The 19,945-nt window shown below is 48.6% G+C and carries 23 protein-coding genes and 2 tRNA genes; 23 read left to right on the top strand and 2 right to left on the bottom strand.

The genetic code is table 11. The features are described 5' to 3' along the window. Nucleotides 1-666: 666 nt before the first annotated feature. From rpmH to PUR_RS25810, 12 genes are all read left to right on the top strand, one after another. Nucleotides 667-801, top strand: coding sequence for a 50S ribosomal protein L34 (rpmH, locus tag PUR_RS25865; RefSeq protein WP_025337168.1), 135 nt, complete (start codon nt 667-669; stop codon nt 799-801). 279 nt (nt 802-1,080) lie between these two features. Continuing rightward, entirely contained in the window at nt 1,081-1,431 is a 351-nt protein-coding gene (gene rnpA, locus PUR_RS25860) for a ribonuclease P protein component (protein WP_124697509.1), read from the top strand. Between the two features lie 85 nt (nt 1,432-1,516). Then, the gene (locus tag PUR_RS25855) at nt 1,517-2,362 is read left to right on the top strand and encodes a YidC/Oxa1 family membrane protein insertase (RefSeq protein ID WP_124697508.1); all 846 of its coding nucleotides are present in this window, start codon (nt 1,517-1,519) and stop codon (nt 2,360-2,362) included. After that, complete coding sequence (jag, locus tag PUR_RS25850; protein ID WP_179037681.1) at nt 2,359-3,096, top strand: RNA-binding cell elongation regulator Jag/EloR; 738 nt, start codon at nt 2,359-2,361, stop codon at nt 3,094-3,096. The genes PUR_RS25855 and jag overlap by 4 nt, the downstream gene beginning before the upstream one ends. 97 nt (nt 3,097-3,193) lie before the next feature. Next, entirely contained in the window at nt 3,194-4,570 is a 1,377-nt protein-coding gene (gene mnmE, locus PUR_RS25845) for a tRNA uridine-5-carboxymethylaminomethyl(34) synthesis GTPase MnmE (protein WP_179037680.1), read from the top strand. A gap of 48 nt (nt 4,571-4,618) precedes the next feature. Further along, nucleotides 4,619-6,505 carry a tRNA uridine-5-carboxymethylaminomethyl(34) synthesis enzyme MnmG gene (gene mnmG, locus PUR_RS25840; protein ID WP_179037679.1) on the top strand — a complete coding sequence of 629 codons (1,887 nt, stop codon included), beginning with the start codon at nt 4,619-4,621 and terminating at the stop codon, nt 6,503-6,505. A gap of 9 nt (nt 6,506-6,514) precedes the next feature. Beyond that, on the top strand, nt 6,515-7,234 hold the full coding sequence (rsmG, locus tag PUR_RS25835; RefSeq protein WP_179037678.1) for a 16S rRNA (guanine(527)-N(7))-methyltransferase RsmG: 720 nt from the start codon (nt 6,515-6,517) through the stop codon (nt 7,232-7,234). A 499-nt stretch (nt 7,235-7,733) separates the two neighbouring features. After that, entirely contained in the window at nt 7,734-8,549 is an 816-nt protein-coding gene (gene noc, locus PUR_RS25830) for a nucleoid occlusion protein (protein WP_179037677.1), read from the top strand. A 150-nt stretch (nt 8,550-8,699) separates the two neighbouring features. After that, entirely contained in the window at nt 8,700-9,461 is a 762-nt protein-coding gene (locus PUR_RS25825) for a ParA family protein (RefSeq protein WP_124697502.1), read from the top strand. Continuing rightward, the gene (locus PUR_RS25820; RefSeq protein ID WP_179037676.1) at nt 9,454-10,296 is read left to right on the top strand and encodes a ParB/RepB/Spo0J family partition protein; all 843 of its coding nucleotides are present in this window, start codon (nt 9,454-9,456) and stop codon (nt 10,294-10,296) included. The genes PUR_RS25825 and PUR_RS25820 overlap by 8 nt, the downstream gene beginning before the upstream one ends. Nucleotides 10,297-10,398: 102 nt before the next feature. Next, complete coding sequence (locus tag PUR_RS25815; RefSeq protein WP_179037675.1) at nt 10,399-11,553, top strand: aminotransferase class V-fold PLP-dependent enzyme; 1,155 nt, start codon at nt 10,399-10,401, stop codon at nt 11,551-11,553. Nucleotides 11,554-11,583: 30 nt separating this feature from the next. Then, nucleotides 11,584-12,084, top strand: coding sequence for a DUF4446 family protein (locus PUR_RS25810; RefSeq protein WP_179037674.1), 501 nt, complete (start codon nt 11,584-11,586; stop codon nt 12,082-12,084). Here PUR_RS25810 and yyaC read toward each other — a convergent pair. Next, nucleotides 12,059-12,664 carry a spore protease YyaC gene (gene yyaC / locus PUR_RS25805; RefSeq protein ID WP_179037673.1) on the bottom strand — a complete coding sequence of 202 codons (606 nt, stop codon included), beginning with the start codon at nt 12,662-12,664 and terminating at the stop codon, nt 12,059-12,061. The genes PUR_RS25810 and yyaC overlap by 26 nt on opposite strands. A gap of 115 nt (nt 12,665-12,779) precedes the next feature. Here yyaC and PUR_RS25800 point away from each other — a divergent pair, with 115 nt between their 5' ends. From PUR_RS25800 to PUR_RS25760, 9 genes are all read left to right on the top strand, one after another. Next, the gene (locus PUR_RS25800; RefSeq protein ID WP_179037672.1) at nt 12,780-13,037 is read left to right on the top strand and encodes a putative Se/S carrier protein; all 258 of its coding nucleotides are present in this window, start codon (nt 12,780-12,782) and stop codon (nt 13,035-13,037) included. A 13-nt stretch (nt 13,038-13,050) separates the two neighbouring features. After that, nucleotides 13,051-14,142 (top strand): mechanosensitive ion channel family protein, encoded by a 1,092-nt coding sequence (locus PUR_RS25795; protein ID WP_332107926.1) that lies wholly within the window; start codon nt 13,051-13,053, stop codon nt 14,140-14,142. Then, complete coding sequence (locus tag PUR_RS25790; protein WP_124697496.1) at nt 14,132-14,344, top strand: DUF951 domain-containing protein; 213 nt, start codon at nt 14,132-14,134, stop codon at nt 14,342-14,344. The genes PUR_RS25795 and PUR_RS25790 overlap by 11 nt, the downstream gene beginning before the upstream one ends. Before the next feature lie 43 nt (nt 14,345-14,387). Further along, nucleotides 14,388-14,478: transfer RNA gene (locus PUR_RS25785), tRNA-Ser, on the top strand. Nucleotides 14,479-14,665: 187 nt separating this feature from the next. Further along, a complete protein-coding gene (locus tag PUR_RS25780) occupies nt 14,666-15,385 on the top strand; it encodes a response regulator transcription factor (protein ID WP_269474689.1) in 720 nt (239 codons plus the stop codon). Further along, entirely contained in the window at nt 15,382-16,317 is a 936-nt protein-coding gene (locus PUR_RS25775; RefSeq protein ID WP_179037671.1) for a sensor histidine kinase, read from the top strand. The genes PUR_RS25780 and PUR_RS25775 overlap by 4 nt, the downstream gene beginning before the upstream one ends. A gap of 148 nt (nt 16,318-16,465) precedes the next feature. After that, nucleotides 16,466-17,386 (top strand): ABC transporter ATP-binding protein, encoded by a 921-nt coding sequence (locus PUR_RS25770; RefSeq protein ID WP_179037670.1) that lies wholly within the window; start codon nt 16,466-16,468, stop codon nt 17,384-17,386. Then, nucleotides 17,379-18,059, top strand: coding sequence for an ABC transporter permease (locus PUR_RS25765; RefSeq protein WP_179037669.1), 681 nt, complete (start codon nt 17,379-17,381; stop codon nt 18,057-18,059). The genes PUR_RS25770 and PUR_RS25765 overlap by 8 nt, the downstream gene beginning before the upstream one ends. Before the next feature lie 115 nt (nt 18,060-18,174). After that, a tRNA-Ser gene (locus tag PUR_RS25760) sits at nt 18,175-18,265 on the top strand. A gap of 412 nt (nt 18,266-18,677) precedes the next feature. Here PUR_RS25760 and PUR_RS25755 read toward each other — a convergent pair. Further along, nucleotides 18,678-18,875: a YjzC family protein gene (locus PUR_RS25755; RefSeq protein WP_124697494.1), complete on the bottom strand. Its 198-nt coding sequence runs from the start codon at nt 18,873-18,875 to the stop codon at nt 18,678-18,680. Nucleotides 18,876-19,095: 220 nt separating this feature from the next. Here PUR_RS25755 and rpsF point away from each other — a divergent pair, with 220 nt between their 5' ends. Further along, complete coding sequence (gene rpsF, locus PUR_RS25750) at nt 19,096-19,380, top strand: 30S ribosomal protein S6 (RefSeq protein WP_036598021.1); 285 nt, start codon at nt 19,096-19,098, stop codon at nt 19,378-19,380. A 50-nt stretch (nt 19,381-19,430) separates the two neighbouring features. Continuing rightward, nucleotides 19,431-19,928 (top strand): single-stranded DNA-binding protein, encoded by a 498-nt coding sequence (gene ssb / locus PUR_RS25745; RefSeq protein WP_179037668.1) that lies wholly within the window; start codon nt 19,431-19,433, stop codon nt 19,926-19,928. Nucleotides 19,929-19,945 lie beyond the last annotated feature (17 nt).

Raw genomic sequence — 19,945 nt, 5'->3', positions numbered from 1 at the left:
ACACTGTCACTCCTTTAAATCTTCCAAATGTGGCTTGAGCCATGAAGTGGAAATGTCGAAGAAAATAAGGTGATGGGGAATATTATCCCCAGTACGCAGGAAGAAAAGACAAAAAAATATGGATAAACTTGAATTGTTCACAACTTTATCCACAACTTGTTGATAATATGGAGGACAATCAAATCTATACACAATCAAAAGTAATACCATCATAGCAAAACTCCCCTTGATTTTCAATGAACCCACGGATTTTATCCACAAATTCAACCACTTGTGTATAATTAATAGCCACAATACTACATATTGTTGATAATTTGTTTACCGTTCGACAATTTCCGGCAGAAGTTTATTTTTTTATACACAGATTGTCCAAGGAGCGGAGGATTTTCCACGGTTCTTTGGGAACAGGTGGATAACTTTAAAGGGCTGTGGATTATTAATTTGGGCCAGGGAGCTGTGGATAAAACGTCAATTCAGAGAGGGAAAAGAGGGAGTGGGTTTTCAGTTGACTTTTACGACCACTTTATGCTTTAATATATAAAGGTGTTTTCTGCGAGGAAATTTCTCAGATAGATGAAAATGATGATCTTGTGGATACTGTCCTAACAAGGACGGCCAAGCCGTTTTTTGACAGTCATTTAAGTTCCTGCAAGGGAGGTGCAATACATGAGACCGACGTTCAAACCGAATGTAAGCAAGCGCAAGAAGGTGCACGGGTTTCGCGCAAGAATGAGCACGAAAAACGGCCGCAAAGTGCTGGCTGCCCGCCGCCTGAAAGGCAGAAAAGTTCTGAGTGCGTAAGTCAGGCCAATAAGACCACTGCGGTGGTCTTTTTTTACATATAAGAAGGAATAAGCTTCGCGCTTGTTCTTTGTCTTATATGTCTACGAGAAACGGGTAACGTCCCTGAAAGGACGGATTAGCCGTTTCTTCTTGCATAATAGGGGAATGGCCGTTTTTTTTGGGGGAAGAGCAGTCCGCCTGCCCGTTAACTCGTTTAGTGAGTTCCTCCGGTGACTATAATAATAAGAAGAAAAATTTCGAAGATCCTTTTTATGGACTTTGAACAAGGAGATTTTCGTGCATAAAAGCTTGCGTTTACGAAACCGCGCCGACTTCAGCCGCGTATACAGGCATGGGAAGTCGTTTGCGAACCATCAGTTTGTGGTGTACTGGTTCAGCCGAAAGCAGGTCGAGCGGTTCCGGGCCGGCGTATCGGTCAGCAAGAAGATTGGCAACGCCGTCGTCCGCAACCGGATGCGAAGACTCGTGAAGGAGATCGTACGGCATCATGAGGCCGAGATCGTCGGCGGATTGGACTTGGTATTCATCGTCCGAAAAGGGGCGCTGGACATGAGTTATGCGGAGCTTGAAAAAAGTGTGCTTCATGTACTGCGAAAAGCCAAGCTGCTCAAGGCTTCGCGCAAATAAACGGGACAGCGGGGCTTGTTTATTTGTCTTCATAAATATGGTATGATTTACGGTGCAATGGAATGTTTAAGAGAGGGGTTATGAAGTGTCTCTATTGAAGACTAGACGAGGAAAATGGTTTCTCCTCATCGCAGCAATGGTCATGATGGTGGCCGTTCTGTCGGGCTGCAGTCAATCGGCAACGGTTACGCATACGACGGAGGATTTGAAGAATGGAGGCTTCTGGCAGAGCAATGTCGTTTATTACTTTGCCTTGGCGCTTGAAACGTTTGCCAAATGGTTTAACGGAGAATATGCCCTGGCCGTCCTTGTAATGGTGATTATTGTCCGCACGCTTATTCTCCCGCTGACAATGAAGCAGGTGAAGAGCTCCCGGGCTATGCAGGCCATTCAGCCTGAGCTTCAAAAAATCCAGAAAAAATATAAAGACAATCCCGAAAAGGTTCAGCAGGAAACGATGCGGCTGTTCCAGGAGAACAAAGTCAATCCAATGGCCGGCTGTCTGCCGCTCGTTGTACAAATGCCGATCTTTATTGCTCTTTACAACTCGATTTATTACAACCCCCATCTGCGGGAGCATTCCTTCCTTTGGTTGCAGCTTGGGAAGCCTGACCATTTGTTCATCCTGCCGGCACTCGCCGCGATAACGACATTCCTGCAAACAAAGATGATGTCGTCGATGAATCCAATGCAGCAGCAAGGCCCGATGCAGTTCATGCTGATGGTTTATCCGGTCTTGATCTTCATTATGTCTTACAACTTCCCGTCCGCACTGCCGCTTTACTGGGTATTCAGTAATCTGTATACAATCGGTCAGAATTACTTCTTGTACCGGGGAAAGAATACTCCTCCGCAAGCGGCGGTCGCCGGCGCTGATTCCGGCAGCAACGGTAAGGCATCGAAGTTGAAGGAGGCCAAAAAGTCGAAATGAACAAAGTCGTCGCGACAGGGAAAACCATTGAAGAAGCTGTGAAGCGCGGACTTGCCCAGTTGGCAGCCGATAAGGACAAAGTCACGGTCACCGTGCTTGAGCAGCCATCAAAAGGATTCCTGGGGTTAATCGGTGTGAAGGATGCGAAGGTGGAGCTCACCTTGCTGACTGAACCGGCACCGGTGCCAGCGGCGAGTGCTCCGTCACTGCCTCAGCAGAATGAACCAGAGACGAGACAAGAGGCGATCGGGGACGCGCCCCGCCAGGATTCCGGAAATCCGGTAGAGGAAGCTTATCAAGAGGCCGTTGGTTTTATTGTGGATGTAGCCGGGAGCATGGGACTTCAAGTGGAAGTTGAAGTCGTTCACGGCAAGGATGCCGCTACGCTGCAAATCTCCGGTCCGGATCTGGGGCTGCTGATTGGCAGAAGAGGACAAACTCTCGATGCGTTGCAATATTTGGTTAATATCGTTGCCAACCGTTATTCCGACAGTTTTATCCGTCTTGTGCTGGATGCGGAGAATTTCCGTGAACGGCGCAAGAAGACGCTTGAGGATTTAGCGGACCGTCTGGCGGGAAGAGTCGTTCGTACCCGCAAAGAAGTAGTGCTGGAGCCAATGTCTCCGCAAGAACGGAAGATTATCCATTCCAGACTTCAGGATCACCGTCAGGTGAACACCTTCAGCAAGGGCGAAGAGCCAAACCGCCGTGTCGTTATAACATTGAAGCAGTGAATATAGCCGCAATGACTCCTTGACCACAGTAAGGGGTCATTGTTTTTTTAACCCAAGTATATGGATTGATTACATCATTAGAAAGGTGAAGGTAAGCATGCTCAGCGATACAATTGCCGCCGTTTCGACGGCGGTAGGCGAGGGAGGAATCGCAATTATCCGGGTAAGCGGACCGGAAAGCATCTCTCAGGTGGCACCTTTGTTCCGCAGCCGGATTGCGCTGACGGAAGCAGAGAGTCATACCGTTCATTATGGTCATATCGTAAATCCTGGAAGTGGCGAGATCATGGAAGAAGTGCTCGTCACCGTTATGAGGGCTCCGCGTTCCTTTACCACCGAGGATGTGGTGGAGATCAGTACGCACGGCGGCGTCATTTCAGTGCGAAGAGTAATGGACATTCTGCTCCAGCAGCAGATCCGTCTTGCGGAACCCGGGGAGTTTACCAAGCGTGCTTTTCTTGGGGGGCGAATCGATTTGTCGCAGGCGGAGGCGGTAATCGACCTTATTCGATCGAAGTCCGACCGTGCTTTTTCCGTCGCTCTGAAGCAGGTTAACGGGTCATTGTCGCAGCGGATTGGGAATCTTAGACAAAGCTTGCTGGAGCTCCTCGCGCATATTGAGGTCAATATTGATTATCCGGAGCATGACGTGGAGCTGCTGACGGCCGAATATGTCAAAGACAAGAGCAGTGAAGTGATGGAAGGAATCGATCGGCTGCTCAAGACGGCGACCCAGGGTAAGATACTGCGTGAGGGGATTACAACCGCCATTATCGGCCGCCCCAACGTAGGGAAATCATCGCTGCTTAACGCGCTCGCACGCGAGAATAAGGCGATTGTAACCGATATTCCCGGAACGACCCGGGATGTCATTGAAGAATTCGTCACGATAAACAATATCCCGCTTAAGCTTCTGGATACGGCCGGTATCCGTGAAACGATGGATGTGGTCGAGAAGATTGGAGTGGAACGCTCCAAAGCCGCCGTCACTGAGGCCGACCTCATTCTACTTGTACTGAACAACAGCGAGCCTCTGCATGAGGATGAATTAACTTTAATGGAACAAATCCACGGTAGACAAGTTTTATGTATCATGAATAAAATGGACTTACCGTCGAAATTGGACAAAGGTGTTCTGTTTCATTATTTCGACGAATCCGCTATCGTTCCGATGTCCGTGTTGGAAGAGGAAGGTCTCGACCGGCTGGAAGAAGCCATTTCCGAGCTCTTTTTCGGAGGCAAGCTGGAGTCTGGCGATTTGACTTATGTCAGCAACGTCCGTCATATTGCCCTGTTAAAGAAAGCGCACAAGTCGCTTCAGGATGCCTTTGAAGCGGCGGAACAGCTGGTTCCGATCGATATGATTCAAATCGACGTTCGGCTTGCCTGGGAGCAGCTTGGCGAAATTGTCGGGGATACGGCGGCCGATTCGCTGCTTGACCAAATCTTCTCCCAATTTTGTTTAGGAAAATAAGACAGACGGCCTTAGAGCGCCGCGTTTCATATAAAAGGAGGAAATGCAATGAGTTATGAAGGAGGCAGCTATGACGTGATCGTTATCGGCGCGGGTCATGCCGGCAGTGAAGCCGCCCTCGCCGCGGCCCGAATGGGCTGCAGCACCTTAATGGTGACGATCAATTTGGATATGATTGCTTTTATGCCCTGCAACCCGTCGATTGGCGGTCCTGCCAAGGGGCATGTCGTTCGTGAAATCGATGCTTTGGGCGGTGAAATGGGCCGGAATATCGACAAGACTTTCATTCAGCTCCGCATGCTGAATACTGGTAAGGGACCGGCAGTTCACGCACTGCGCGCCCAGGCCGACAAATTTTTGTACCAGCATACCATGAAGGAAACGATGGAGAAGACACCGAATCTGACGCTGCGTCAGGGAATGGTGGAACGCCTGGTTGTAGAAAATGGCGTTTGTGCCGGTGTAGTCACCAAGACCGGAACGATTTACCGCAGTAAGACCGTCATTTTGACTACGGGCACTTATCTGCGAGGCAAGGTGATTATGGGTGAGACGACTTACGAAAGCGGACCGAACAATCAACAGCCTTCGGTTAAGCTCTCGGAGAACTTGCGCGAGCTGGGCTTTGAATTGGTGCGCTTCAAAACCGGAACTCCGCCGCGTGTACACAAAGATACGATTGACTTCTCCAAGACGGAAATTCAGCCGGGAGACGAGCATCCGAAGTTCTTCTCCTATGAGACGAAGTCTTCCGATAACGAGCAGCTTCCTTGCTGGCTGACGTATACGTCTGAGGAGACCCATTCGATTATCAATAGCAATCTGCATCGCGCGCCGATGTTTACCGGCATTATTGAAGGAACGGGGCCGCGCTATTGCCCATCCATCGAGGACAAGGTGGTCCGCTTCAGCGACAAGCCGAAGCACCAGATTTTTCTTGAACCGGAAGGAAAAAACACGGCGGAATACTATGTTCAGGGCTTGTCCACCAGCCTGCCCGAGGATGTCCAGCTTTCAATTTTGCGCTCAATTCCCGGACTGGAAAAGGTTGAAATGATGCGCAACGGATATGCTATTGAGTATGATGCCATGGTGCCTACGCAGCTGTGGCCAAGCTTGGAAACGAAGCGTCTGCCTGGACTGTTCACAGCAGGGCAGATTAACGGCACTTCCGGCTATGAGGAAGCGGCAGGACAAGGGGTTATGGCGGGCATTAATGCGGGCCGCAAGGCGCAGGGCAAAGATCCGGTCATTTTGGATCGCTCTCAGGGATATATTGGCGTACTGATTGACGACCTTGTAACCAAGGGAACGAACGAGCCCTACCGTCTGCTTACTTCCCGGGCAGAGTATCGCCTGCTGCTTCGCCACGACAATGCCGACCTTCGCTTGACACCGATCGGTTATGAAATCGGCCTGATATCCGAAGAACGTTATGCTGCCTTTGTCGACAAGAAACAGAAGGTGGAACAGGAAATTCAAAGATTGCAGAATACGAAGGTGAAACCATCCGAAGTAAATTCCATATTGGAAGAAAAGGGATCGGCATCTATTGTCGACGGCAGCAACCTGCTTATCCTGATGCGCCGTCCGGAAATGGACTATACCTTTGTTGAACAAATTTCCCCGCCACCGGTTCCGCTCGATGAGGAGATGAAGGAGCAGGTCGAGATTCAAATCAAATATGCGGGTTATATTGAAAAGCAGCTTCAGCATGTGGAGCGTCTGCAAAAGATGGAACAGAAAAAACTTCCAGAAGATATCGATTACAGCGATATTCATGGATTGGCTATCGAAGCCCGGCAAAAGCTGGCGAAGATCCGGCCGATTTCCATTGGCCAGGCTTCACGGATCTCCGGTGTGACACCGGCCGATATTTCCATCCTGCTGGTCCATTTGGAGCACTATAACCGGGTGACCGCGGCGAAAGGATAAGAGAAACCTATGGACCCGATTCAAGATCAGTTTGTCCGGCGGCTGGAAGAGCGCGGAATTGTGCTCTCCTCGCAGCTGGACCAGTTTGAAAGCTATTACCGGGAGCTTGTAAGCTGGAATGAGAAAATGAACCTTACAGGCATTACCGAGCGTGAGCAGGTTTATACGAAGCATTTTTATGATTCCCTATCTCTTGCTTTTTTTGTGGATCTGCCTGCAGTTGAACGGATGGCAGATATTGGATCCGGCGCTGGATTTCCGGGCATCCCGCTTAAAATTGCGTTTCCTCATTTGAAGCTGACAATTGTCGATTCACTGAGCAAACGAATTTCCTTTCTCCAGCATGTCTGTGATGAGCTTAAGCTGGAAGGGGTAGAGCTAATCCATGGCCGGGCTGAGGACATCGCACGTCAGCCTTCGAACCGGGACAGCTATGATCTGGTGACGGCGCGGGCGGTTGCGAGAATGGCTCTGCTCAATGAGTTCTGCTTACCTTTTGTCCGCAAAGAGGGCTTATTTGCGGCGATGAAGGGCAGTGATCCTGCAGAGGAACTGAGCGAGTCCAAGTTCAGTCTCAAAGAACTGCGGGGTCAATTGGAAAAGGTAGAGTCGTTCAGTTTGCCAATTGAGGATTCCGCAAGGCACATAATTCTGATCCGCAAAACCGGCTCTACTCCGGCTAAATATCCGCGTAAAGCAGGCATACCCGCCAAAACTCCGCTTGTCTGATTGTTTCACGTGAAACATTTGGAAATCCGTTGATAGGCCATTTCAAGCCGTCTTCCTATAGGGAGGCGGTTTATTACTATAGCTTTCATTATTCAGGATCGATTAGTGAATTAGATAGGATTCCTTTTGGCTATGATGATGTGGATCAAACACCGTTTTACATATTGTTATTGGGATCGTTCGTTTGAAAAACGGAAAAATAGGTCTATACGAAGAATAGGATTATGGACGGAAAAGTGATAGAATAATATAGTAACAATGCGGTGCCCAAAGCGCCGTATAGGCACGTTGATATGTTTTTTCATTCTTGCAGCATATGACGCAGGACCGAACTGGCTTCTTGATAATCCTGAATAAACGGGATGAAAAGAGGATCGTTTCGCACGACATAGAGCTGGGTTGTGCCTGTACCGCATACATTATTAATGGCTTGTACGATTGTTTTTCCGGGAATTGGTCTAGGATCGTACTATAACGAAATTAGGTGGTAATGAACGGAATGAAAGAACAATTCACCAGACTGTTTGGATTTACCGAACGAAGCAGCGGAGAAGAGATTAAACAAATCCCGGTCAATGAAGTAATCAGCAGTCCTTATCAGCCCCGAACTATTTTTGATGATGAGAAGATTGATGAGTTATGCCAGACGATTAAGACACATGGTGTTATTCAACCGATTGTCGTCCGCATGCAAGATTCTCAATATGAGATCATTGCGGGAGAACGGCGTTGGCGGGCGGTTAAGAAACTGGGAATGGAGACCATTCCTGCTATCGTACGAGATTTCAACAATTCGCAAGCTGCCTCAATTGCTCTCATCGAAAATTTACAGCGGGAAGGTCTGACTTCCATCGAAGAAGCGATCGCTTATCAGAAGCTGATCGATTTGCATCAGTTGACTCAGGAAAGTCTCGCTCAGCGGCTCGGTAAAAGCCAATCCACCATTGCCAACAAAATTCGGCTGCTTCAACTGCCGGAAGAGGTCAAAGCGGCTTTGATGGAAAGGAAAATCACGGAAAGACATGCGCGATCGCTATTGTCGCTGGATAGCGAAGAAATGCAGCTTAAAGTCCTTGGAGAGATTATTTCCAAAGGGTTGAACGTGAAGCAAACCGAAGCGCGCATCGCCTTTTATAAGGAATCATCCAAGATCAAAAAATCAAAACGAATTTCTTATACGAAGGATGTACGGCTGGCTCTGAATACGATACGCCAATCGATTGATATGGTTACCGGATCGGGAATGGAAATTAAAACGTCCGAGAATGATCGCGGCGATCATTATGAGATCGTGATTCAAATTCCAAAAAAATAAAGTGTTGCAAAGCTGAAGGCGGCCCTGAGGTGATTGGCCGCCTTTTCTGCGGCTTATCCCGTGAGGTGTGATAAGTCCGAGTAGAGCAGCATCCAGTTCATCAACTTAGGACGACTACAAGATTCTTCCCAACTATTCGAGGTGAAATAAGTGTCCAAAATTATTGCCATAGCAAATCAAAAAGGCGGTGTCGGTAAAACAACGACTTCTGTAAACCTGGGTGCCGGTTTGGCTACTTTGGGCAAAAGGGTACTGCTTGTTGACATTGATCCGCAGGGGAATACCACAAGCGGTGTAGGCATAAACAAGGCTGATGTGGAGAACTGTATTTATAACATTTTAATTGATGAAATCGCCCCGCATGAAGCTATCCTGGAGACGAAGATCGATGGACTTAATATCATACCGGCTACTATTCAGTTGGCAGGGGCGGAAATTGAATTGGTATCGACCATTTCAAGAGAACTGAGACTTAAGAAAGCACTCGGGCTGGTTAAGCAGCAATATGATTATATCATTATCGACTGTCCGCCATCCTTGGGCATTCTGACAATTAACTCACTGACAGCTGCGGATTCGGTCATTATTCCGATTCAATGCGAGTATTACGCGCTAGAAGGTTTGAGTCAGCTCTTGAATACTGTAAGATTAGTTCAGAAAAACTTGAACCCTCATTTGAGAATTGAAGGTGTCCTTCTGACAATGCTGGATGCGAGGACCAACCTCGGCATTCAGGTCATTGAAGAAGTTAAAAAATATTTCCAAGAAAAGGTTTATCGGACGATTATCCCGCGCAACATCAGACTGAGTGAAGCCCCGTCTCACGGACAATCTATTATTACTTACGATCCGCGTTCCAAAGGGGCCGAAGTGTATACCGAGTTGGCAAAGGAAGTGGTATCTTATGAGTAAGCGTTTGGGAAAAGGATTGGATGCCTTAATCCCTTCCTTGTCCATTAACGAAGACGATAAAGTAGTAGAAATCCCTCTTTCTCAGCTGCGTGCCAATCCTTACCAGCCTCGTAAAGATTTTAATGAAGAGAGCATTCAGGAGTTGGCCGAATCCATCCGTCAGCATGGCGTTATTCAGCCGATAATTGTGCGCAGTGTCGTTAAAGGGTATGAAATTATTGCCGGTGAACGCAGATTCCGCGCCTCACAGTACTGCGGCAAAGCGACGATACCGGCAGTGGTTCGCGGCTTCAGCGACCAGCAGGTTATGGAAATTGCTCTGATTGAAAATCTCCAGCGTGAAAATTTGAATGCCATGGAAGTGGCCGTAGCTTATCAAGGCCTGATGGATCAGTTCTCACTCACACAAGAAGAACTATCTTTGAAGGTAGGAAAATCACGTTCCCATATTGCGAACTTTTTGCGGCTGCTGACGCTTCCAGAAGAAGTGAAGGATTTTGTTTCACGTGGAACAATTTCAATGGGACATGCGCGTGCAATTGTTGGTTTGAAAGAACCGGAACTGATAAAGCAGCTTGCCCAGCAATGCGTAGATCAACAGTGGAGTGTAAGAGAGCTGGAAGAAGCGGTGAAAAATTTAGATCGCAAACCGGCTGGAGGAGTAAAGGCTAAAACCGTTAAACGCGATCCTTACATTGATAATGTGGAAGAAATTTTGCGGGAACGGTTCAAAACAACAGTGAAGATTAAACAGGGGAAAGATAAAGGTAAAATCGAGTTAAATTATTACAGTGCTCAGGATTTGGAACGTCTCTTGGAACTGCTCGGAAATTAATTTAAACACTTGGAAAACATATCCTGGTCTATCCGAAAAGGATAACAATGGATATGTTTTTTGCACGAAAAAGCGGATGCTAAGTGAAAAGGGGGCGTAAAGTTGAAAGAGCTTGTCTATTTGGATCATGCCGCGACCTCATGGCCGAAACCGCCTGAAGTTGTGCAGGCGATGATGGATGCTCTGCAGCATGCAGGAGCCAATGCCGGAAGAGGAAATCACTCGATGGCTATCGGTACGGGAAGGCTGCTGATCCGTGCGCGGGCGGCGCTGGCTGAACTATTCGCAGTCGCCAATGCTCAGGATATCGCGTTTACTTATAACACGACAATGTCGCTTAATATGGCCATTCAAGGGACCCTTCGCAAGGGAGATCATGTCATCTCCACAATGACGGAACATAATTCGGTTCGACGTCCATTGGAGTATCTGCGGAGGACGAAAGGAATTGAAGTTGATTATTTAAAAGTAGACCTGCAAGGGCAGCTTGATCTGCGGGAATTGGAAGAGACATTCAAGGGCAATACCAGGATGGTCATTTGCAGCCACAGTTCCAATCTGCTGGGGAGCATTCTGCCCATTGGCGATATAGGAGATATTGCAAAAAAACACGGGGCCGTATTCCTGGTGGATGCCGCTCAAAGTGCGGGTTCATTGGACATCGACGTAGAGAAGATGAATATCGATCTTCTTGCCTTTCCCGGACATAAAGGTCTTCTTGGGCCGCAGGGGACTGGTGGATTGTATATCTCGCCGGAGCTGGATTTGGAGCCGCTTATGCTGGGAGGCACAGGAAGCCAATCAGAGTATAGCGAACAGCCAAATGTAAGGCCTGACAAATATGAAGCGGGAACGCAAAATACAGTAGGGATAGCGGGACTGCTTGCCGGTGTTCAAAAAGTGAAGGCGCTGGGTACGGATCATATACGCACGCATGAATGGAATCTGATTCAAACCTTAATGGAGGGAATGGAAAGCATTCCTGGAATAAGATTTCTTGGCCCAGTCATAGGCGCTCCGCGTACGGGACTTCTGTCGTTTGTCATTGAAGGTGAAGAATCGGCACAAATTGCCCACCGCCTGGACCGGGAGTACGGTATTGCCGTAAGGGCCGGGATGCATTGCACACCGCTGGCACATAAATCGGTAGGCACGATAGAGAGCGGCGCAGTGCGAGCGAGTGTAGGCGCGGATACGACAGAACAGGATGTCGGTATGATGCTGCATGCAATGAGGGAACTCTACAGCAAGCGTTGAAGCAGATAAAGAAAAAGGACGGTCTTATCGATGTCAGAAATGAACCGATTTATAAGCGATCAACTGCAATGGTTGATTCCGGGTTTAGCTATTCTATTGCTGTTCATACTCATTGTTGTTCTCGTTCAAGGCAGCAAATTGCGGTCTGTGCGGTGTAAATATGATGCGATGATGTCGGGAACAGGGATCGAAGATTTAGAAAGCCTGCTGATCGATTTGAAAAATCAGAACGAAATGCTGGTAGAAGTCCAGCAGGCACAAAAGGTCGGACTAGAAGCGCTGCAGCTCAAAGTTCAAGGATTGCAAGGCCATGTGGCCCTGAAACGATATAATGCTTTTGGTGAGCGGGGAAATGATCTCAGTTTCTCGATGGCCATTCTGGATGAACGCGGAAACGGCATGGTTCTCACCAGCTTGCACAGCCGGGATAATTCCTATATTTATGCCAAATCGCTTCAGAAAGGCGAATCGCAGTATCCGCTGTCGCCCGAAGAAAAGGAAGTAACTACTCTCGCGCTGCAGCGGACTTAGAATGAGTATGCCACTGCTTCAGAGCGGAGAAGAGACTCGAAGCTATAATCTCGGATAACCGCATGACCAGGCTGAGCCGTGTGTTTTGCAAAACAAAATATTCCATAAAGCCGCCGACGTTAACGATGCCCGTCAAATGGATATCGCCTACCGGCGGCAATTGTTTGTTTACGCCCGCTCCGGGGCGCAGTGGGCCTTCAACTACCTGAATGGAGCCCACGCTTGCGGAGTGTCCGAGACAGGCGTCTATGCCGATTACATAGGGCTCATGATGCCGCTCCTCGATGAGGTTCAAGGTCTCCTCCAGATTGACCGCATGTACCGGATTGTCGAGTGTTCCATATAAGGAAAACAGCGGACTGTGAAAGCGGGACAGGGCTGTGCCTACAAGCGGTCCTAAAGCATCGCCGGTCGAACGGTCGGTGCCAATGCAGACAACTACAATCTGAGAGCCGGGACGTACGCGGGAAAAGTGGAATAACAGACGATGGATGATCGCAGAATAGATTTCAGGGTCGGCATGTGATATTTTTAAACAAGACATCTCTTGCAATGGCACTGGATTAGAGGAATAATACATATAATCTTCCTTTCCCCGACGTTTCTATTTGATGTTAACTAGTATATGGATAGAGAGACGGTTTTATACTTCAGGAAGAAGAGATGAGACCTGAAGCCTAAGAGGAGAGTGACCTATGAATGAGGAGCTGCTGATCGCGTTTGACTCTACACAGCAGGCGCTGCGCGCCGAGATGCTGCTGGAATACGCCGAAATCGAAATTGATATATGCCCGACGCCAAAAGAAATTACAGCAGGCTGCGCAATGTCGATACAGTTTTTTCGAAGTGCGCTGATTGAGGTAGAGAAGATCGTTGACGAGCAAAAGATCGAAATTCGCGGGATTTACGGCAAGAATGAGCAAACCGGCGGTTATCAATTGATTACAGAGTGAGGGGGAGGAGAGTATGATTCATCGATTAGGATGGTTGCTGAATGCCGACACCCCGATAGAGACTATGGGTCAAGCGGTGGATCAGGCGGTTAAGTTTAAAGATAAAGTATGGAACTGGGTAACGGATGCCGATATGTGGGCCAATGTTTTGTTTTCGGGGCTGCGCATTATTTTTATATTTATTTTGACTCGTATTATCATACGGGTGGTATACGGGATCATCGACCGATCTTTGGAGCGCAGGACCAGCAAGGGGCTGCTCGCGAACACGCGGCGTTTCTCAACGGTCGGTGAATTGCTGAAGAATACAGTAACAATCGTTTGCAATTTTATCATGATTCTGATCATATTATCGGAGTTCCATTTTGAGTTGGGTCCGCTGCTGGCAAGCGCGAGTGTGCTCGGTTTGGCCATCGGTTTTGGAGCGCAAAGTTTGGTCAAAGATGTGATCACCGGCTTCTTCATTATTTTGGAGGATCAATTTGCGGTAGGCGATGTGATAGCGACCGGCGGATTCAAAGGCACCGTGGAAATGATCGGGCTGCGCACGACCAAGATCCTTGGCAGCAGCGGCGAAATGTATATCATTCCAAACGGGACTATAGCGAATGTGACAAATTACTCGATGGCTAACGCCTTGGCGATTGTCGATGTTCCAGTGAAAATTGAACGGAGCCTTGAAGAAACGCTGGGCCTCATCCGCCAGGCGCTTCAGGGCATTGAAGAACGCAATAACAATGTCGTGGCGTTTCCGAACGTTCTGGGCATTCAATCGATGAGCACTTCCGAGTATGTGGTTCGGGTGACCGCCAATACGCTGCCAAATAAAAGGGAAGCCGCACAACGTCAAATTCAGAGCGATATTAAAAAAGCGCTGGAGCAGCAAGAATTGAAGGATGCCGAACAGGCTGAAAAAGCAAAAGCGGAAGCGGAAGCCAAGGCGCAGGCAGAAGCGGAGGCTCAGGCGAAGGCAGAGGCGTTAGCCGGCGGGGAAGCATCTTTGAAGTCGGAGCAGCAAAACGCGCGGCGGACGGCGAGAACGAGCCTGCTGGAGCAGGCGGCGGGAAAGGTCAAAGAAGAGGGGGAAGAACCAGATGGAACGTAAAAGCTTTCAGCTGGGCGATATCGTGCAGATGAAAAAGCCTCATCCGTGCGGAACGAATGAAATGGAAGTCATCCGTATGGGGATGGATATCCGGATTAAATGTACAGGCTGCCAGCATAGTGTACTGATTCCCCGGGCCAAATTTGAGAAAAATTTAAAAAAGGTTATACGTTCCGCGGAAAACCCAGTGGAAAATAATTAAACTTGCCATTATTCTGGTGGCATGCTACAATAAATCTTGCTGCGGAGAGGTACCCAAGAGGCCCAAGGGGGCTGACTCGAAATCAGCTAGGCGTGTCAAAGCGTGCGTGGGTTCGAATCCCACCTTCTCCGCCACCAAAGCACAAAACTACAGATCAATGAAACGAACCTTCTGCCTTGATAGGCGGGAGGTTTTTTTGTTATTGAAATTTTGTGAGTTTTGGAGTTCCCTTATCTGAATAATTTTGGTAGTTTGGAATAGGAAAAGAACATGCCTGAAAACCGTTGATTAGACGGGAATTTATTGCGGGAGGGAATTGTGTTGCAGCATCGCATATTGCTGGTCGAAGACGATGAAGCCATCAGTGAGATGGTCCGCTCGTATTTAATGAAAGAGGGCTACCGGGTGGAGAGCGTCTTTGACGGAGAGGCGGCGGAGCAGGCTTTTCACCATAAAGGCCCCTTTGACCTTGTTCTGCTTGACCAGATGCTTCCGGAGCGGAGCGGTATGGATATTCTTCAGAGCATTCGCAAATCCAGCCTGGTACCCGTGTTGATTGTGTCAGCTAAGGATACGGACGTCGACAAGGCTCTGGGACTGGGCTTCGGGGCGGATGATTATATCAGTAAGCCGTTTTCCATGATTGAGCTTGCGGCGCGGGTGAAGGCGGCCATCCGCCGGGCGGAGTATGCTACGAGCCGCGGCACGTCCGGGGAGAGAGTTAATCCGAAGCGGAGCATTTCCCTGGGCGGGTTGACCGTGGATTTTGATAACTTCTCGGCGATTAAGAATGGGGAAGAGGTGAAGCTGACGGCCAAGGAATTTCATATCCTGAAGCTGTTTATGACCCATCCGGGCCGGGTGTTCACCAAAGCGCAGATTTATGGGATAGTATGGGAGGATGAATATTTCGGCGATGAAAATGTAATTAACGTACATATGAGAAGGCTGCGGGAAAAGATTGAAGACGATCCCTCCCATCCCGAATATATTAAAACGCTGTGGGGCATCGGGTATAAGCTTGGAGAAGCCATACAATGACCGCCGTGCTTGGAGGTGCGATCTGTCTGCTTATGCTTGTCATTGCCATACAGTACCGGAGATCCCGCCATCATTCGCGCCAGCTAAAATACATACATGAGAAGCTTAACGACATCATTTCACGGAATTCCCGGGAACGGCTTCTGCTATTCAGCAGCTCGCCCGAACTGCGGTTGCTGCTGACCGATATGAACCGGCTGCTGGAGATCAACCATGAGGGCATTGCAAGGAGAAATAAACTGGAGAAATCCATGCGCCAGATGCTGGCGAATATTTCGCATGATCTGAAGACTCCGTTGACTGTTGTCCTCGGGTATATCGAAACGCTGCTGCAGGACGGGGATATGGAGGCTGAAGAGCGGGAGCGGCTGCTGGGGATGATACACCGGAAGGCCGGAGAGGTGATCACGCTGATGAACACTTTTTTCGACTTAGCCAAGTTGGAGTCGGGCGATCGGGAGCTTCCGTTGTCACGGGTGGAGGCCGGCGAAGTGTGCCGCAGAAATATTCTGGCCTTTTACGATACCTTGAGTGCCAAGGGAACCGAAGTAGTAATCGAAATTCCCGATGAGCCCTGCTATATGAGGGGAAATGATGAAGCCCTGGACCGGATTCTGTCCAACCTGCTGTCGAATGCGATCATGTACGGGGCCTCCGGAGGGGTGCTGGGGTTAAGGCTTTATAATGATAAGAACACCGTATACATTGAAATCTGGGATCGGGGAAAGGGGATTTCCGCAGACCATCAGGACAAAGTGTTCGAGCGTCTGTACACGCTTGAGGATTCTCGGAACCGTGTTTACCAGGGAAGCGGCCTCGGACTGACGATCACGAAAAGATTAACGGAGCAGATGAACGGAACGATTTCGCTGGTGAGCAAGCCTTTTGTCAGAACAGCTTTTACGGCAGCCTTCCCCAGGATAAACTTTTAAACCGGGGAACGGAGTCCGGGATTATCCTTCGCTTGGCCTGCTTACCTCCTTATTAAGATTTTTGTAAGAATACGTTAATAAAAAAGAATATTCCGACCGGTACAATAGAAACCAGGAACAGAAGATAAATCCAAAGGGGGCAGCGGGAATGGCGATCATTCTCCGGACACGGAATTTAACCAAAGTTTACAGAGGAAAAAAGAGCGTAAGCAGCGTAAACATGACCATTAGGCAGGGTGAAATCTACGGGTTCCTGGGACCGAACGGTGCAGGCAAAACAACCGTGATGAAAATGATTACGAATCTGGTAAAGCCGACGGAAGGCGAAATCGAATTTTTCGGTGAAAATATGACCAGCCGATCTTATGAGATGCTAAAACGAATGGGCAGCATTATTGAATATCCGGTTTTTTATGACAGGCTGACCGCCCGGGAAAATCTGCTGCTGCACGGTGAATATATGGGTTATTACAATCAGCAGGCGATTGCCGATGTGATGGAACTGGTGAAGCTCTCGGGAGTCGATAGGAAGCCGGTGAAGGAGTTCTCTCTCGGTATGAAGCAGCGTCTGGGCATTGCCAGGGCAGTGATGACCAAACCCGAACTGCTTATCCTGGATGAGCCGATTAACGGTTTGGACCCCGTCGGCATTAAGGAGCTGCGTGAATTGTTCCAGATGCTTAGCCGGGAATACGGAATGACGCTGCTCATTTCCAGCCATATCCTTGGTGAAATCGAACAGATCGCCGATACGATCGGCGTCATTCGCGAAGGTGTACTGCTTGAAGAGGTAGCGATGGAGTCCATCCGCAGCCGGAACCCGGAATACATCGAGCTTGTGACAAGCTCAGTCAGCAAAGCGGTTTATGTGCTGGAGGAGAGATTGCACCTGTCCAATTTTAAGATGATGGACTTCAGTACAATCCGGATTTATGATGAAGGGGTTTCGCAGCATGAGCTGAATAAGGCGCTTGTGATGGAGGATGTTGAAGTAGAGAGTATTAGTAAAAGCAAATCTACGCTGGAAGATCATTTCATGAGTTTGATTGGGGGTGAGGGCATTGCATAAGCTGATTTCTCTGGAGATCCGTAAGCTTAATCTGGCAGGGATGCGGAAAGGAATACTGATCACTAACTTGTCCATTCTCGCCTTCATGATTCTGATCGTTTTCTTTGACCAGGTTGAATTTGTAACCTATCCCGAAGTTTTTGATGCGTTAAATATTTTTATAAGGGCTTCATTTATTGTCTATGCTTCCGTCCTGATCAGCAGATTGGTAATTGACGAATATAAGAATAAGACAATTACACTGCTGTTTACGTACCCTATTTCGCGTATAAAGCTGATGTATGCGAAGATAATCATCGTGTTTTTGTTTGCCTTGATTAATATTATGGTGTCGGTTGCAGTACTGGGGGCCGTCATGGTCGGCATTAACAGCTTCACAAATGCAATTCCCGGCGAGATCACTGCCGACCTGCTGATTTCGGTGTTGATCAAGACCGTTGCCGGCGCCGTATACGCTGCGGGTATAAGCCTGATCTCTCTATATATAGGAATGCGCAAAAAATCGGTGCCGGCGACCATAGTCAGCGGGGTGCTGGTCGCCGCGTTAATTTCGTCCGACTTCGGCGGAATCCGATTGGGGAATTTTGTGTTGGTTTCGGCATCCCTCGGCCTGCTCGGAATGGCCATCGCCTATCAATCCATCCGCAAGGTGGAGCGGGAGGATATTGCCTGACGGCCGGGGGAAATACACAGCCTCCGATGGCCGACGAGGGCGCTTTTTCTAAACATCAACTTGCCTAAAGGAGTTCATTTATGATAAGATAATGGAAGTGTATTTATGATGCAGTGGAGAGGTACCCAAGAGGCCCAAGGGGGCTGACTCGAAATCAGCTAGGCGTGTCAAAGCGTGCGTGGGTTCGAATCCCACCTTCTCCGCCACTACCATCTCAATAACAGCTAACAGCAAACCTTCGTCCATGGGATGGAGGTTTTTTTGCATGCTATAACAGCTCTGTCGTATTCACAGGAGAGACGGGAAGGGCATGCTTTTGCCCCTGACATTCCGCTCGTTACACAGCAAAGAAGGACCCTTTCGGGCCCTTCCAGAGGCAGCACTTGAATGATTTTGGAATCTTTCTGTAAAAAGCTGCTAAAGCGAGTCAGGAAAACTTAAGGCTGTTGTCATTTACGACTTGGCCGTCAGCGTGATCCTTTGCCAACAATAGTTGCTGCAACAGAATTCCTGTGATTGTGTTCGACTTCAGTGTCCAACGGAACCACACCTCTCTCTTGTGCTGCCTGATTATAGTATGGGTCAGGAAATCTCGTTTTATACATAGCTGTTAAAAAATTAATGCACGCGCGCTTTCTCGACCTTTTTCCACTTACGGTTCTTGTTGGTCGTCTCCGGGAAAGTGTCACCTTTCTCCATTTTAATCGACTTCGGGTTCTGGATTTCCGTATGGAAGCTCCGCGCCTCGCCTACCTCCGTATAAATTCCGGGGTTCGGGGCCTTTTGGCCTTCTTCAAATTCAGTTTGCTCACCCATTCTGTCCCCTCCTTTCCGTCTCTAAAAATCGATTACCGTCCTATTGTGCGCACTGCTACACGGCTTCATGTACGGAAGGGAAGTCCATAATCAGACAGGATATAAAGGAATAGTGCTTGCAACTGCTTTTCAAATTTGGTATATTATTATAGTTCGAGTTTGTGCTCGATCCTTGCTCCTGACCCGATCAGGGGCCTTAGACCATAAGGAGGTGAAAGTTATGCGCAAATACGAAGTGATGTACATTATTCGTCCTGACATTGAACAAGAAGCCGTTCAAGCAGCAGTCGAAAAATTCCAAGGCATCATCTCCAACGGCGGGGAAATTACGAAGCACGATGTGCAGGGTAAGAAACGTCTTGCGTATGAGATCAAGAAATTCCGTGATGGCGTTTATGTTCTGGTTAACTTCAATGCAGAACCTGCAGTAGTTTCCGAATTGGAACGTCTCATGAAAATTTCCGACGAAGTTATTCGTTATCTCATCACGAACGACGTTGCCTAAGAGCACGTAGTTCGCTTTGTAAGGAAATCGCTCCAAGGAGGGGACCAAAAATGTTGAACCGTGTCATACTGATCGGCCGATTGACCCGCGATCCTGAGCTGCGTTATACGCCTGCCGGCGTTGCCGTAACCCAGTTTACGCTTGCCGTAGACAGACCTTTTACAAGCCAAGGCGGCGAACGTGAAGCGGATTTCATTCCGGTCGTAACCTGGAGACAGCTGGCGGAGACCTGTGCCAATTACTTGCGCAAAGGTCGGCTGACGGCGGTAGAGGGTCGTATCCAAGTTCGGAATTACGAGAATAATGAAGGCAAGCGTGTATACGTAACCGAAGTTATTGCCGATAATGTCCGTTTCCTGGAATCTTCCCAGAGCCGTGAGGGCGGAAACGCATCCGGCGGGGGGGATATGCCCGAGCCACCTTCATACGGCGGCGGCGGACGCGGAAACAGCGGAAATAGCGGTTTCTCGCGCAACAACAATAATCAGGATCCCTTTTCGGGCGACGGTAAGCCGATTGATATATCGGACGATGATTTGCCATTTTAATACGGAAGGACTGAAAA

It is taken from the genome of Paenibacillus sp. URB8-2, from assembly GCF_013393385.1.
Taxonomy (GTDB): Bacteria; Bacillota; Bacilli; order Paenibacillales; family Paenibacillaceae; genus Paenibacillus_AQ.
Note: the sequence above shows the minus strand (reverse complement) of the source record. Positions and strands in the feature narration are given on the sequence as shown.